The sequence below is a fragment of the Prosthecobacter debontii genome (assembly GCF_900167535.1).
Classification (GTDB): domain Bacteria; phylum Verrucomicrobiota; class Verrucomicrobiia; order Verrucomicrobiales; family Verrucomicrobiaceae; genus Prosthecobacter; species Prosthecobacter debontii.
Genome location: NZ_FUYE01000004.1, coordinates 63,603 through 79,351 on the forward strand (window position 1 = coordinate 63,603; position 15,749 = coordinate 79,351).

At 56.6% G+C, this 15,749-nt stretch carries 11 protein-coding genes; 7 read left to right on the plus strand and 4 right to left on the minus strand.

What is annotated here, in order from left to right; genetic code table 11:
• Positions 1–934 precede the first annotated feature (934 nt).
• The 5 genes from B5D61_RS07020 (at position 935) to B5D61_RS07045 (ending at position 4,916) form a co-directional block, all read left to right on the plus strand.
• A complete protein-coding gene (locus tag B5D61_RS07020; RefSeq protein WP_078812627.1) occupies positions 935–1,780 on the plus strand; it encodes a MotA/TolQ/ExbB proton channel family protein in 846 nt (281 codons plus the stop codon).
• Positions 1,777–2,229 carry a biopolymer transporter ExbD gene (locus B5D61_RS07025; protein ID WP_078812628.1) on the plus strand — a complete coding sequence of 151 codons (453 nt, stop codon included), beginning with the start codon at positions 1,777–1,779 and terminating at the stop codon, positions 2,227–2,229. Before B5D61_RS07020 ends, B5D61_RS07025 begins: the two co-directional genes overlap by 4 nt.
• A gap of 6 nt (positions 2,230–2,235) precedes the next feature.
• Positions 2,236–3,252 carry a hypothetical protein gene (locus B5D61_RS25615; RefSeq protein WP_139373116.1) on the plus strand — a complete coding sequence of 339 codons (1,017 nt, stop codon included), beginning with the start codon at positions 2,236–2,238 and terminating at the stop codon, positions 3,250–3,252.
• Positions 3,253–4,452: a PD40 domain-containing protein gene (locus tag B5D61_RS07040; RefSeq protein ID WP_078812631.1), complete on the plus strand. Its 1,200-nt coding sequence runs from the start codon at positions 3,253–3,255 to the stop codon at positions 4,450–4,452.
• Between the two features lie 65 nt (positions 4,453–4,517).
• Complete coding sequence (locus B5D61_RS07045) at positions 4,518–4,916, plus strand: OmpA family protein (RefSeq protein WP_217698934.1); 399 nt, start codon at positions 4,518–4,520, stop codon at positions 4,914–4,916.
• A 93-nt stretch (positions 4,917–5,009) separates the two neighbouring features.
• Here B5D61_RS07045 and smc read toward each other — a convergent pair whose 3' ends face one another.
• The 3 genes from smc to B5D61_RS07060 form a co-directional block, all read right to left on the minus strand.
• The gene (smc, locus tag B5D61_RS07050; protein ID WP_078812633.1) at positions 5,010–8,933 is read right to left on the minus strand and encodes a chromosome segregation protein SMC; all 3,924 of its coding nucleotides are present in this window, start codon (positions 8,931–8,933) and stop codon (positions 5,010–5,012) included.
• Positions 8,934–9,269: 336 nt separating this feature from the next.
• Entirely contained in the window at positions 9,270–9,941 is a 672-nt protein-coding gene (locus B5D61_RS07055; protein WP_078812634.1) for a thioredoxin family protein, read from the minus strand.
• Positions 9,942–9,973: 32 nt separating this feature from the next.
• Positions 9,974–11,752, minus strand: coding sequence for an ABC transporter ATP-binding protein (locus tag B5D61_RS07060; RefSeq protein ID WP_176159269.1), 1,779 nt, complete (start codon positions 11,750–11,752; stop codon positions 9,974–9,976).
• A 97-nt stretch (positions 11,753–11,849) separates the two neighbouring features.
• Between B5D61_RS07060 and B5D61_RS07065 the strand changes: the two genes are divergently transcribed.
• Positions 11,850–13,448 carry an NAD(P)/FAD-dependent oxidoreductase gene (locus B5D61_RS07065; protein ID WP_078812636.1) on the plus strand — a complete coding sequence of 533 codons (1,599 nt, stop codon included), beginning with the start codon at positions 11,850–11,852 and terminating at the stop codon, positions 13,446–13,448.
• 181 nt (positions 13,449–13,629) lie between these two features.
• Here the strand turns inward: B5D61_RS07065 and B5D61_RS07070 are convergent, their stop codons facing one another.
• Positions 13,630–14,742 (minus strand): zinc-binding dehydrogenase, encoded by a 1,113-nt coding sequence (locus B5D61_RS07070; RefSeq protein ID WP_078812637.1) that lies wholly within the window; start codon positions 14,740–14,742, stop codon positions 13,630–13,632.
• A gap of 95 nt (positions 14,743–14,837) precedes the next feature.
• Here B5D61_RS07070 and B5D61_RS07075 point away from each other — a divergent pair, with 95 nt between their 5' ends.
• On the plus strand, positions 14,838–15,695 hold the full coding sequence (locus tag B5D61_RS07075) for an alpha/beta hydrolase (protein ID WP_078812638.1): 858 nt from the start codon (positions 14,838–14,840) through the stop codon (positions 15,693–15,695).
• Positions 15,696–15,749: the final 54 nt, after the last annotated feature.

The window sequence follows — 15,749 nt, forward strand, 5'->3', positions numbered from 1 at the left end:
AGGAGGGACATGACAAGTGGCGAGTAGCGTTCGCTTCGCTCAGCATACTCGCGCTCCGGTCGGGCGACTGCGTGAGTCCTGGGTATGGAAAGGAGAGTTGAAGACCTTTTTGAGCCAACCTTGGCGGCGCGTTGGGACAACGCGCCCTACCCAAGCATGGCCTCGCGCCTTGAAGGCACGCGGCAGCGACGTGGTCCGCACACTCCGTGTGCGGGATACCGTGTCGAAGTCTGAACGAGGTGTGATTTCCTCTGGTCCTGAAGTCTCCCAGACTCGACGGCATGCATTCACCCTGACCATCCCTCTGCACGACCTCATCGGTTCACCGTCTCGTTTGGCCTGCAGGACGGCTTTCCGCACACGGAGTGTGCGGGCCACTTTGAGTGGGCAGGCCCCCAGGTGTTGGGTCATCTTGGCCTCATGATTGAGAGGCCAGGATCACAGCAGACGCGGGAAGGGTGCCCTCACGCCTTGTCCTTACATCTTGCCTAACCGTTGATGTGTAATTGGACTTGCTTGTTGCCCTGTTAATCCATCGGGTGCGGAGAAATGGATGAGGCGTGTTGGAACAGAAATAGAAACCGGGGGGTTGTGGACAAAATGAAAAAGGATTACAAAAACGGGATAGCGATGAGGAAAACGAGGGTTGAGCCAGAGGAAAGGGAGGAAGTCGGTGGAGTGCCTCGGACATAAAAGCGAGCGATGACGGCTAACGGGGGCCAGTGCCTGATCCAGCGACGTGATACGGGGGGCGGGGGAACGATGCGGTCGGCTGATGAGGGGGAAGGTGGAAGGGGACTATTTTCGCGAGACAAAACCATCCAGGGGGCTTCCGAAATGCAGCGGGGGGGTGGGAACCGTATTTATTCTTGGGGGCGAATCTCAGGTTGACGCCAGACTTTCAAGAACCATTAACTAGACAACTTTGACTCCCATGCTTTTCCCACCTCTTGCTGCGGTGTCCGGCCTCCAGTTTGGGCTGGAAAATCTGTCTCTCCCCAGCTTGGTCATCGCGGGCTTGCTGGCGGTGCTTTCCATGGCGAGCTGGACGGTGCTGATGGCCAAGTGGGCTCTGCTGCGCCGGTCGGCCCGAGAGAATGGTCTGTTCATGGGCAAATTCCGCGAGAGTCCGCATCCGCTGGCGCTGTATCTGACGCGGGAGCGCATGGTGATGTCGCCGATGTATCATGTGTATCATGAGGCCTGCCGTGAACTGGCCTTTTATCTGGTGGGGGAAGAGGAGCCAGGGCGCACGTTCAACAGTCGGCTGCAAGGGGCAGGGCGCATCACCTCCTCCCAAATGGGCGCGGTGCAGAATGCGATGGAGCGGGCGGTGGTGATGACGGCGAATAAGGCGGAGATGCGCTTGGGGGTGCTCTCCACCGTGCTGGCGGTGGCTCCGTTTCTGGGCTTGTTCGGCACGGTCTGGGGGCTGCTGGATGTCTTTGCGGTGTTGGCGCAGACGGAGGGCACGGCGGGTCTATCGGCTCTAGCTCCAGGGATCTGCTCCGCGCTGCTGACGACGCTGCTGGCCATCTTCGTGACGGTGCCGAGCCTGATGGCCTATAACTTTCTGGTGTCGCGGATTCGCAATCTCATCGTGCGGGTGGAGAACTTTGCCAATGAGCTGAGCGGGATCCTGGACCGACAGTTTGTGGATCATCGCAGCCCGGATGAGTCTCTGCCGAGTCTAGGAGAGATGGGCACGCCGATGATGCCGGGCTTCAGCAGCCCGCCTTCCCAAGCTCTGACGCCTCCGGCAAAACTGACCACGGCATGAAGCGCATCTCTCAGCGGCAACTCCCTGTGTTTGTGAGCCAGATCGGCATCGCGCCTCTGGCGGACCTGGCGTTCATGCTGATGCTGGTGCTGCTGGTGACGGTGCCTCTGCTGCGGCGGGAGCGGATGAATGTGACTGAGCCGCAACCCACTGGGGAAACGGCACCGGTGGAAGTCGCTGCAACCCTAACGGCACCGACGACACAACTGAAGCTGAAGATCTCCTCGGATCAGACGCTGTGGCTGAATGGCATCAAGATCCCTGGGGATCACCTGCTGCAATTGCTGAAGACGGAGATCGCCAAGCATCAGGATAAGGATGTGGGCGTGCTGATCGAGATGCCGGAAAACTTTGCCGCCGGACCGCTGGCGCAGCTCATGGATGAAATGCACCGGGCAGGGGTGAAAAAGACAAGCGTGGTGGTGGTGCCCGCCACGAAGAAACGCTGACACGGAATGATGCATGTCTCTATGGCGGCCCGAGCTCCAGCTTCCTCCTCACGACGTCCTCCGCTAGAGCCGCTGTCTCTGGTGGTGATGGCGGTGATGATGGTTCACCTGCTGGTGGGGCTGGTCTGCTGGACGCTGCTGCCCATGCTGCCTGTGGCCTCGCTCAAACCCGTGTGGCGGCATGTCCCGTTGTCGTGGAAAAACGACGGGCGCACGTGGTTCGATCCAGGTGAGTTCACCTTGCATCCGGATGTGAAGGTGCCTGCACCTGCCTCCGCTCCGACTCCGGCGATACCCTCGACACCTCCCCCTGCCTCCCCACCTCCCGCTCCGATGTCTGTGCCCCCAGCAGCGGCAGCCCCTCCGGCGGGTGTGGGATCTGCCCCGGTGCCCGCGCCGACCGCATCGGTGACACCGAGCGCGGAGTCATCGACGGTAACAACTCCGCCGATGGCGCTCACGCTACCCGCTGAGGCTTCGGCACCAGAGGCAGGAATTGCTCCGGCGATGGCAGGAACACATGCGCCACTGCCGCAGGACGCAAGCTTGCTGGCAGACACATCGGCTTTGAAGTCCCCGGCTGCCACCACAACCGCGGCACCTAAAATAACGAACAAGACGATCACACTCTCGCCGATGTCTGATCAAGAGGATGAGGGCGTGGCCAAGAGAATCGTGCCTGCGACGGAAACCAAGATGCGGCTGGAAGAGAAAGGGAAAGAGCCCACCGGTGGCGCGAATATGGACCCGGTGCTGAAAGCGCTGGAAGTGGCTTTGAAAAAAGAATGGAATGCACCTGCTCTCCAAGATGTGCCTGCTGCCCAACGCGCCTCGACGCTGAAGGTGACGCTTGGTCGTGACGGGCAAACGCTTGAGGTGATCATGTCCAAACCTTCAGGCTCTGCCGTGCTGGATCAGTCGGTCATCAATGCGGGGATGCGTGTGAAAAAGATTTCTGAGTCTCTTCCTTCAAGTTTCCCGAAAGACCGCTACACTGTGGAGGTAACCTTTCATATCGAGTAAATGACTTTTTCGCGCCTCCTCTTCCTGTCTCTGCTGCTGATGATGCAGCCTATGGCAGAAGCTGTGACTTTGCCCTCCTGGTTGAAGCTGCCGAGGCTGTCTAAAAAAGAGCCTCTGAAGCTGCCGCAGACGAAGGTGCTGGTGGGAGACTTCACCGGAGGCACTGGCGAGAGTGCCAAGAAGGCGCTGGTGGATGAACTGACGAGTTCCCGGGAGTTTTTGCTCACGGCGGAGTCGCCAGAGTTTACTTTATCCGGCTCGTCCATCGGTGGTCGCGTGACGGGCAAACTGACACGTGCGGATGGTAAGGTGGTCTTAGAGCGAACTTATGCTGCCCCCGGGTTGGATGAAAACCTGCGCGGTTTTTCCGATGATGTGATCTATGCCATCACTGGTAGGCCCGGCCTAGCCACCAGCCGCCTTGTTTTCGTCAGCGATCGAACTGGAACGAAGCAGATCTACATGTGTGATACCCGGGGCCGGGAGATCCAACAGATCACGCATCACACCTATGGCGCGGTTTCTCCCTCCTTGTCTCCAGATGGGACCGCGGTGGCCTACACAGCCTACAGGTCGGGTTTCCCCACGGTGCTGGTGCTGGATCTGGGCCTTGGCTGGGAGCGCACGGTGACGGATACGCCGGGGACGAGTTTTGGGGCGGCCTTTTCTCCTGAGGGCCAGCGCTTGGCTTTGGTGATGAGCTTTCTGGGCAATCCGGAGATCTTCGTGACGGATCTGAACACCAACACGGCCGGTTGCATCAGTGACACGGTGGGAGCCCCCAGCAGTCCCTCCTGGCATCCGGATGGGAAGCAGGTGATCTTTTCTGATGATCGCGGCCGTGGTCCCCGGCTCTTCATTGCCGAGGTACCTGAGAAAGGGAAGAACGAAGCGCGCCTTTATGTCTGGCACACCGGCTATCGCTTCTGCACGGACCCCGAGTTTTCCCCCGATGGCAGCAGTGTGGCCTTCACGACGCAGATCGGGGATGAGACGGCGGTGGTGGTGAAAGAGTATCCGCGCGGGACCGTCCGCGTCATCCAGGCTGAGGGCGCTCAACATCCTTCCTGGAGTCCGAATGGTCGCTATCTCTGCTACTCTCAGCATGGCACGCTGTATGTGCATGATCTGCGCACTTCGCACCGCCGGGCGGTCCTCACCCAATACGGCACCATTTCTGAACCTCGATGGATGCGATGAGACATCCCTTTTTACTTTCCAGTTTTGCTTCAGCCCTCGTCCTAGGGCTCAGCAGTTGCCAGCAGATGCCACCTCTGTTCCCTGAAGATCAGGCGGACATCGTCTTTGCTCTTGGCGCTCGCGATGGATTTGTGAGTCCTCTCACCACGTCTTTAAAGCCCGCCTGCTCGGCTTTGGAGTTTGAGGGAAACAGTTTTTCTTTGAAGGGGGCACATCGAAAGACTCTGAGTGAATTGTCCAAGGATTGGTCCAGTAGCAAACCGCGCTACCTCGTGGCCGGATATACACAGCCAGATCTCCCCGAGGACTATGCCCGGTCACTCTCGGAACGCCGTGCTCAAGCGGTGCGCCAAGCGCTGATCGAAAGCGGAGTCGAAGCGACTCATTTGCAGACCGTCGGTTTCGGTCACGACTCCGCGCCTTCCGGACCGACCACCGGCGTGGTGGTGATCTATCGGCAGTGATTGCATACCCGATAGAACGCTGGGAGGCCTCAATCAGTAAGTTAAAGGCTCCTGGGTGGAGCCTCAATCATTGATCGTTAAGTTACAGGCTGGTTAAGAAGACAGTGCTGGTAAACTCGGATTTTCAGTGTCACCACTGGTAATGGGACTGTCAGTCTCGTCGCTGTGCTCATGGTGACTTTCTTCGGCGGCGACTTCAGCCTCAAGCCTGAGCTCTTCTTGTTTACTCGGCCGTGTGTCTTCCGTGGTCATACGGACACCTACAGGCTTACTCACGCCGAATTCCTGCATGGAGACGCCATAGATCACATCTGCACGGCTCATGGTCCGTTTGTTATGCGTCACAATGATGAATTGGGAGTTGTCGATGAAGTTGTCCAGCATCTTCAAGAAGCGGGAGATGTTGGATTCATCCAGGGGGGCATCAAGCTCGTCCAGCACGCAGAAGGGGCTGGGTTTGACCTGATAGATCGAGAAGAGCAAAGCGACCGCAGTCATGCTACGCTCGCCACCCGACAGAAGAGAGATGGTTTGCAGTTTTTTGCCTGGGGGTTTGGCGATGATCTCGATGCCTGATTCCAGCGGATCGGTGTCATCGGTCAGCATCAGATCTGCTTTGGCGGTGGGACCGAAAAGCTCACGGAAGTTGTTGTGGAAGTAGCCACGCACCAACTCGAACGTTTCGGAGAACATGGCCTTGGTCGTGTCATTGATCTTGGCAATCACCTGAAGCAATTCTTCCTTAGAGTTCACCAAGTCGTTGTGCTGAGTCTCCAGGAAGTTATGCCGCTCTTCCAGTTCTTCGAATTCCTGAATGGCATCCAAGTTGACCGGTCCAATGCCCTCCAGTTTTTGGCGCAGTTCACCCACGACCTCGCTGACGAAGTCCCAATCGGGATGCCCTTCTTCGCCAGGAATCTCAACGCCTTCTAAATCGACATCATCTGCATCCACCACAGGCATTTCACTGGCTTCGATATCCGTTTCGACCGAGTCGTCCTGAGAGGCAGGTTCCGCATCATCGCTGACACTGAGGCGGGTATCGGGGCCACTCGCTGAAAGGTTGTTGCGACGTTTTTCGCCACGCCCACGGTTTTTCTTCTGCTCATTGATGCTGTACATCAAGGCGTGATAGTCGGGCTCAAAGGCGGAGATGTGGAAGGAATAACGCTCCTGAACCTGAGCGATGAGGTTTTCCAGACGTAGATCCACACGGGTGAGTTGCACCTCGATGCGGTTGCGTGAATCGCTCAAACCGTTGGCTTGTTGGCGGAACTGCATGAGCTGATTTTCGAGCTCGGTGACACGCTCGAAGGCGGCGGCACGGTCTTCCGTCTTCGTTTGAAGATGTTCTTCGATGGCATTTACCGCTTCATGCTGAGCTTCCACCTGTTCGCCTAAGCGGGCGTTCTCGCCCATGCTCTGCTCGATACGGCTGCGCCACGTATTGATCTCCACATCGAAGCGCTGGATGGCCGCTTCGAGTTCATGAAGACGAGTGGCCATGGGAGCTTTTTGCCGTTCCAAGGACTGGAGAGCGCTTTGCTCCAGGGCTAAAGCCGTGCGCAGTTCGTTCAATCGCTCGCTGGATTCCAATTCTCGGCGAAGGAAGGCTTCCATCTCCACTTCGAGCTCGGCTTCATGAATACGAGCACCTTCGAGTTGTTCTTGAGCCAGACTGGCTTCCTGCTTTTGCCACTCGATCTGGGCCTCGGCGGCCTGCATGCGGCTGGTGATCTGATTTTGATCCCATTCCACACTTTCCAGCTTGGTGGTGGCTTGTTGAAGGGCTCGCTGGACGACCGAGAGCTTTCCGGTGAGTTGGGAGAAACCTTCGCGCACACGTTGGCTTTGCTCACGCAAGGTGACTTCCTCACGCTGCATGTCTTCGACTTGGAGCTTGAGCTGATCCACGGCCTCTTCTTTTTCTAGGACTCGATACTCCAGGCCTTCCAGTTCGGTCTTCAGGCTGCGCACCTCAGCTTCGCGGCGGAGCATGGAGGCGGCTTCTTCCTTGGTGGCACCTCCATGGATGATACCGTCGGCTGCGATGAACTCACCTTTGAGCGTTGCCAAGGCTACATCTCGCAATTGTTTCTTCAGGCGGATGGCCGTGTGCAGGTCTTCGACGATCAACACATTGTTCAGCAGACGATCCGTCAACTCCTGCACACCTTGCCGAGCTTTTACCTTATCGACGGCCCAAGCGATCCCACCTTCCGGCACAAGTTGGCGATCCGGGACGGCGCGCATGGTGGCGAAGTCATGGGGAAGGATAGCGGCCTTGCCAAGCTTGTTGTTGGCCAAGCGGTCTAGCACTTGGGCCGCCAGATCACTGTCTGTGAGTAATACGGCTTGCAGATGATCCCTCAGAGCGGCCTCAATCGCGGCGATGAACTGTGGCTCCACTTCGATGGCGGAGCCAAGCAAGCCGCGGACTCCCACGGAAAAGACTTCCGGATTATCCAGTCCTTTCAGCACTTGTTGAGTGCCTTCGGCGAGCCCTTCGCCTTTCTGTAACAGCTGCTCAATGATCTCGATCCGAGAGCGGCGCTGTGTGGCAGCACGCTGAAGCTCGGTGAGTTCCTCATTGAGGGCGTCTCTCTGGGAGCGTTTTTCGATGATTTCACGGGCGCAGTTCTTGGCCTTCTCATCGAGTTCATTGCGGGTCTCTTCCAGATCCTGGATCTCTTTTTGAAGGTTGTCATATTCCAACTGGCTGGCCTCTTTGGCCTGTGCGGAGGTCAGGCGGTCATGGGCCAGGGTTTCGTGTCTCTGACGATCTGCACCGATTTGGCTGGTCAGGGATTGAGCCCGTGCTTCAGCGGCGGCGATCTGACCTTCAAACTGGCGGATGGATTCACGCACAGTTCGGCGATCACTGTCCAGGCGGCTGCGATCCGGCAGGATGGAATTGTGGACCGTCAGATGTTCATTGAGAGCTTGTTGCCTTGTCTCAATGTTCTCACGCATCACCTCCAGTTGTTCATCTGCGCTGATCATTTCCTGGCGCTGCTGCTCCAGATGAATCTGCCCTTGTTGGATCTGCTCTTCATTCTGACGAATGCGGCTTTGCAGTTCCTCATTGCGCTCGTTGTTGAATCCGATGCGGCCTTCAGCCGCTTGAAGCTGGCTGCGGAGTGCTTGTGCCTGCTGCCGTAATTGATTGATCTGGGATTCGACCGAGTGATAGGCCTCGCGGGTTTCCAGTGCTTCGGCTTCCGTGACTTGCAGACGACTTTGAATCTGGGCGAGCTGCTCCGTCATCATGCGCACATGATTTTCGGACTCGGCTTTCTCGGCACTGTACTCACTGTATTGTTTGTGCGCGAGATGAGTGTCAAACATACGCACATCATCCAGCAAGGTCTGATAACGTCGTGCTTTGGAGGCCTGGCGCTGGAGAGATCCCATTTGGCGTTTCACCTCAGCGATCACATCGGCAACGCGGAGCAAGTTGGCCTCGGTGTATTCCAGTTTACGAAGGGCCTCTTTTTTCTGTCCTTTGAACTTGGTGATGCCCGCCGCTTCCTCGAAAACCATGCGCCGATCTTCTGGCTTCGAACTCAGCAGCATGTCGATCTGGCCTTGGGCCATGATGGAGTAAGCCTGCCTTCCGATGCCTGTGCCGGAGAACAGATCATGGATGTCCTTCAAACGACAGACGGTGCCATTGAGTCGGTATTCGCTGCGGCCATCTCGAAACACTCGGCGGCAAATGGACACTTCATTGTAATCGACTCCCAGGGATTGCTCACAATCAGCCATCGTGAGCACCACCTCAGCGAGCCCGACGGGTTTGCGTTTATCGGTGCCGTTGAAAATGACGTCAGCCATTTCCTCGCCGCGGAGGGCTTTGGCGGAGGTTTCCCCAAGGACCCATCGAATGGCATCGACGACGTTGGATTTACCGCAGCCATTGGGGCCGACGATGCCCGTCACGCCTTTGTGAAACTCAAAATGGGTCTTGTCCGCAAAGGACTTGAAGCCATGAAGGGTGAGACTTTTGAGATACATGACCGTTCAGAGTGGATTGCCTCTAAGATGCCAGGGATCGCTAGATCAGGGCAAGCACGAACGGTCTTTTTTCCCATATCTTGTGGTTTATTAAGTTCACTTAAACAAGATATGGGAATCTGAGAGGTCGGGAAATTGTGAATAGGGAGTCTGCTTTGTGAATAATCACACTGGCTGACAAAAAAGGAAAGACCTGAACAGCAATGGCCCTTCCATCCTTATCAGGCTCTCTTGAGCGAGAGCACGGGGCAACGGGATCGTTATGGAATAACAAACGATGTTGTGCCGTTTTGCCTCTGTTGAAGTCCTGAAGGAACCCCAAGGAAGCCCCGATTGTCAGTTTGCGGGTGTTGGGCCTGCGGGCGGCGTGACTGGAGTCGCTGGGGGTATCTCGTTGATGCTGCCCGTTGTTTCACCAGACTTGGTGTGAGAATCCGATGCGGAAGCGTCACTCGCTGGAGAAGCTTTCGGGAGATTGGGGGTGGCTGGAGATTTTGGCTTGGGCCTCGGCGTTCCTGGCTCTGGCACCTGGGTGGGAGTGGTTTTGCCGGGGTAAGCTTTGGACAAAACAGTGCCCAGGATCCCAGCAAACTCACGGGCACTGGTGCCGCCGACACTGCTGCCCAATTCCTTGCCTTGTGGGGACAGAAATTGGATGTGCGGGATGATGTCCACGTTGTATTTCTGAGCCGCTGAAGCATTGGCTTCCTCATCGATATCCAGATAAGCCCAGACAAATTTGTCATGAAGGGGGGTGACTTCCTTGCTGGGATACACACTCTTCTTCATGGATTGGCAAGGCACACACCACTTCGCTGAGAAAACGAGGACGATGGGTTTGTTTGCCTTTTTACCAAGATCCAGGGCGGCCTGATAATTCAGTCCGAACGAGGGGCTGCCTGCTGGAAAAGTGACAGACGGTTTTACGGCCTTTTCGGGTTCATTTTTTGCATCGCAGGAAGTGGCCAAAAGTGCGAAAGGCAGAAGTAAAGCGAGGGGGTTTTTCATCACGGTACTAATACGAGGAGGCAAGTCGTCGATTATTCCAACTGAAGACGAGCTAGTGTGCCGTAGAGAGTGCCCGGTTTGCTCACGAGCTCTTCGTGTGTTCCGCGTTCGATGATGGTGCCAGCACTCAAGACTAGGATCTGATCACAACGCCGGACCGTGGAGAGGCGATGAGCCACGATGATGGATGTGCGGTTTTCCATGAGCTTATCCAGCGCGTCTTGTACGAGGCGTTCGCTTTCCGCATCCAGGCTGCTGGTCGCCTCGTCGAGAATGAGGATCGCGGGGTCAGCCAGAATGGCTCGTGCGATGGCGATTCGCTGGCGCTGTCCGCCAGAAAGCTGAGTGCCGCGCTCGCCGACAAGCGTTTCATAGCCCTCGGGGAGCTTCTCAATGAAAAGGTGGGCATTGGCCTTTTTCGCTGCTTCAACGATCTCTTCTTCGGTGGCCTCAGGTTTGCCGTAAGCGATGTTGTCGCGAATGCTGCCGCCAAAGAGAAGCACTTCTTGAGGCACGAGAGCCAGATTATGGCGGAGTGTGGGGAGGGCCATTTCTGCAATGGGCTTCCCATCGATCAAGATGCTGCCACTGGTGGGTTCATAAAAGCGATAGAGCAGGGAAATGGAGGTGGTCTTGCCGCTACCGCTCGGACCGACCAGTGCGATGCGCTGACCTGCGCTGGCTTTGAGTGAAAAATCGCGCAGCACGGGGGCTTCCGGGCGGGAGGGATAGGCAAAAGCCAAGTTTTGCATCTCGATCTCGCCGTGGAAACGGACCTTCGGTGCATCTGGAATCTCCGGCTCCGTCGGTTCGAGCAAGATCTCCCGTACACGATCGGTGGCACCGAGGGTGCGCTGGAGTTGTGTGATGAGTTCAGAAAAGGCCGCGAATGACGAGCCAATCATGCCGCTGAGAGCCGCAAAACGAGAGAGTTGTTCGGCCTGGATTTCTCCGCCGCTGAGCATCGTAAGAGCTACCCAGGCGACGATGATCAGCGCCAGACTGAAGGCGAAGATGATGAACGAGATGAAGGCCGCACGCGGGGCTGCGGCGCGAATGGCAGTCTTTAAGAAAGTGCCGAGGTGCTGATTGTAGCGGCCGATCTCGTGCGCCTCATTGGCAAAGGCCTTGACGCTGATGATGCTCTGCAGGCTTTCTTCCACGATCACTTGAGAGGTCGCCAAGTCATCCTGAGCCTTGCGAGTGAGTTTACGAATTCTCGCGCCAAAGATGGCAATCATGACAATGACCACCGGAATGGTGGCAATCATTACCAAAGCCAGTTTGACCGAAATTTGCAGCACGAGCACCAGACAGCCCAGCAGCATGACACTGTGACGGATGAGCATGGGCAGGGTCACCACCAAGGTCTCACGCATGGACTCGACATCGTTGGCCAGCCGAGATGCCAGTTCGCCCACACGTCGGGCATTGAGCGTAGACATGGGCAGGCGGATGATCCGGCTGAAAGTATCCATCCGTAAGGAAGCCAGAGCGCGCTCGCTGGCCTTAGCAAAGAGCATGATGCGCCAAAAGGCGATGAACGCCTGGGTGCTGACGATGGCGATCATGGTCAGGATCGACTGCTTCAATTCCGCCATCCATTCCGGCCCTGTGGCACCGCCAAGACCTTTGCCGGCAACTTCTGCCAGAAGGTTGATGAACAGGACCGTTAGCCCGGCGGTCAGGGCGAGGGCAATGAGGGCTGGAATGAAGACATTGAAATGCGGGCGCAGATAGCGCAGGAAAAAAGCGGCATCCTTCCAGGCGGAGCGATCCCAGAGCTTTTTGGTCGGAGGGGTTTCTGGCATGGGGCGGAGACAGTGGCAGGATGCGGCGGGATGGCAAGAAGGCAGTCGAAGAGTTGCAACAGAGCCTAGAATGGACGAAACGACAGGTTCGCCTCTCATGCTGCAAGTTTCTCAACTTAAACTCCCCGTGGATCACTCTGAAGCCGAGCTTCGACAAGCTCTGCTGGATCGCCTTCAGGTGAAAGAAGCCGCCTACACGATCAAGCAGCGAGCGATCGATGCCCGCCGTGGGAGAGTTCACTTCAGCTACACGCTCCTCGTCGAGGTGAAACATGAAGCGGACGTCTTGAAGGCCCATCAAGACGATACCCAGATCGTTCCTGCCCCAGATGAAACTTACCGTGAGTTTGACTCCTGCCGCCATGTTCATGCCGGGGAACGTCCCGTGGTGGTCGGCACTGGGCCTTGTGGCTTGTTTGCAGGGCTATTGCTGGCCCGAGCGGGTTTGAAACCCATCCTGCTCGAGCGCGGAAAGGCGGCAGGGGATCGAGCCCGCGATGTGACGGGTTTCTGGCGGCGCGGATGGGATTTTAATCCCGAATCCAATGTTCAATATGGCGAAGGGGGCGCGGGCACCTTCTCCGATGGCAAGCTCTACACCCAGATTCGAGATCGTGAGCATCGCATTCCCTGGATTCTCAAGGAGATGGTCGCTGCCGGTGCCCCAGAGGATATCTTGATTAAAGCGCGGCCGCACATTGGCACAGACCGCCTCATCAAAGTGGTGCGGCATATTCGTGAGGAAATCATCTCCTTGGGGGGAGAGGTGCGCTTTGGCAGCCGCGTGAGCGATGTGGTCATTGAAAAAGGCAGCCTGAGAGCAGTGGTGCTGGCGGATGGCAGTGTTATCGAGGGATCTCCGATCATTTTTGGCATCGGGCACAGTAGCCGGGATACCTTTGCCATGCTTCATGCCCACGGCATACCGTTTGATCCGAAGCCTTTCTCGGTCGGAGTGCGTATCGAACACCCGCAGCGGCTGGTGGATCAAATGCTCTATGGGAAATGGGCCGGTCATGAGCGTCTGGGCTCGGCGCCTTATAAATTTGTCGCTCACTGCCGCACTGGGCGCAGCGCTTACAGCTTCTGCATGTGTCCCGGTGGACTTGTCGTCGCAGCCACGTCAGAACCTGGCATGGTGGTGACCAATGGCATGAGCAGTTATGCTCGCGCTGAAGCCAATGCCAATGCAGGTTTCATGGTGGAAGTCGGCCCCCAAGATTATGGGGATGCCCATCCTTTGGCGGGCATCGAATTCCAACGGCAAATCGAGCGCCGTGCCTACGAAACGGGGGGGAGCAACTACCATGCCCCAGCCCAGCTTCTGGGGGATTTCTTGGCGGGGCGTGCCTCCTCTTCGCAGGGAAGTGTGAAGCCTTCCTATGAGCCCGGAGTGGTCTGGACCGATCTCCGTGAAGTATTGCCAGAGCGGGTCATCGCCACACTCAAAGAAGCTGTTTCGCACATCAATAAAAGCCTACCGGGTTTTGATCTCGCAGATGCGGTGCTGACTGCCGCAGAGACCCGCAGTTCAGCCCCCGTTCGCATTCCACGTGATCCCGTCACCCTGGAGTGTACTTCTCTGAAGAATTTTTACCCTGCTGGGGAAGGAGCTGGCTATGCGGGAGGCATCATTTCAGCCGCAGCGGATGGCATGCGGGTGGCAGAGGCGGTTTTGAAGGCACGTGTGGGCTAGGAAGCATGGGTGATGTCTGAGAGGCTGTCTGAAAATAGCCTGACAGCACGTCCAATTTCAAGGAGCGGCACTTGCCTAGTGCCGTGGGACGCGGTGTAAAGTAAGAACGTGACATTTCCCAAGCCGTGACTTTGGCAAGTCACGCTCCTTGCGTGGGACTTTTCAGACAGCCTCTGAGATGTCAATCCCACAGGATTAAGCTACGGGCCACCTCACCACGTTCCAATGCCGCATAGCCTTCGTTGATGTCTTCCAAGCGATAGGTGCGCGTCAATAATTCATCCAGCATGAGGCTTCCGACCTTGCTCATATCAATCAAATGAGGCAGATCAATCCGAGGTCGAGTGCTGCCATAAAGAGTACCCTTGAGGGTTTTCTCGGCATACACCAACTGATTCACATTGATGGCTGCCCGTGCATCTCCGCGGCATATTCCCGAGACGACGCAGGTGCCGCCCTTTCTGAGACTGTCATAAGCTTGTTCGATAGGTTGAGGTAGCCCGACGGCTTCAAAGGCATAGTCCACTCCGCGTCCGCCAGTAAGATCGCGGATGGCTTGCACAGGATCTTGCCGACTGGCATCGATGAAATGGGTCGCTCCCAGGGCTCGCGCATAGCCTTCTTTGATGGCCAGGGTATCCACCGCGATGATCTGAGTGCAATGCACGAGGCGTGCTCCCTGAATGATGTTCAACCCGATGCCCCCGCATCCGAAGACGGCCACTTTCGAGCCAGGAGGCACCTGAGCGGCGTGGATAACCGCCCCAACTCCGGTGATCACACCGCAGCCAATTAAAGCCGCTTTCCACAAGGGAAATTCGGGATCAATCTTGACCACCGCAGCCTCAGGCATCGTGGAGAGGCTGCTGAAGGTGGAGACTCCGGCGTAGTGACGAATGCTGTCTCCGCGATGGTTTCGAAATCGTGTTTTTCCATCGGGCATCATGCCGGTAAAGCGCATCTCGGTGCCCATGTCACAAAGCGCGGGTTTACCCGTAAGGCAGTAGTGACAACGTCCGCAGGAGGCACGCCAGATGGGGATGACATGATCACCTGGTTTTACGCTCGTTACTCCTGCACCTACTTCTTCCACAATCCCTGCGCCTTCATGACCGAGAATGATGGGGCAGGGCATGGGTAGATCACCCTTGATCACATGAAGGTCACTGTGGCAGATGCCTGCCGCTTTCATCCGCACCATGACCTCGCCTAGTTGCGGAGGAAGGACAGTGACCTCTTCGATAACCATCGGTTGGCGAGATTCATAAAGAACGGCGGCGGGAGCTGTGCGCATGAGAAGTGGATACAAGTATATTTGTCTTCCCCCGGTTTCTTCCAGCCCGAACTCTCCTGAAAGCCATCGTGAGCCTGCACGTTTCCAGCACCATCATGTGGCGTTTCTTTCTCAGCTTAGTCGTTTTGGGTTCTCTTCAGGCCGTCGAGCCGCTGACTCATGTGTATAAACATGTCGAAGGACGAGACTTAAAGCTCACGATCGTCAATCCACCCGATTGGAGAGCGGAAGCCAAGCTCCCCGCCATGGTGTTTTTCCACGGTGGCGGCTGGGTGGGTGGAACACCCACCCAATTCACACAACACAGTGATTATTTATCCACGCGAGGACTTGTCTGCATTCAGGTGGAGTATCGGCTCCTCAAAGGACAACCCTCGGAGACTCCTCCGCTGGTCTGTGTTCAGGATGCCAAGTCCGCCATGCGTTGGGTGCGGGGGCATGCTGCGGAGTTAGGGATTGATCCTCATCGCATCGGTGCTGGTGGTGGATCAGCAGGTGGTCACCTTGCGGCTTTCGTCGGTATGGTGGAGGGAAAGGATGACCCTCAAGATAATCTCGACATCTCGCCGAAGGCTAACGCATTGGTATTGTTTAACCCGGTCTTCGACAACGGTCCTGATCAAGGCTGGGGGTATGCTCGGGTGAAGTCGCAGTATCGTGAATTTTCTCCTGCACACAATATTACCGCCGATGATCCTCCCGCGATCATCTTTTTGGGCACGCAGGATAAGCTCATCCCGGTGAGTGTGGTTGAACGGTTTAAGAGCGGTATGAATAAGGTGGGAGTGCGCTGTGAAGCTCTATTTTATGAAGGGCAAGGCCACGGTTTTTTCAATGCTGGTAAAAACACTGAATTTTTTCAAAAGACTCTGTTGGCGACCGATCAGTTTTTGGTGTCACTGGGTTGGCTACAGGGCGAGCCGACTCTAAAGGTGTCGGATACTAAGGGGTAGCCTTGAGGGAAAGTGGGCAAGCAGATACGAACTCTTGTTTCTGACACGAATTAA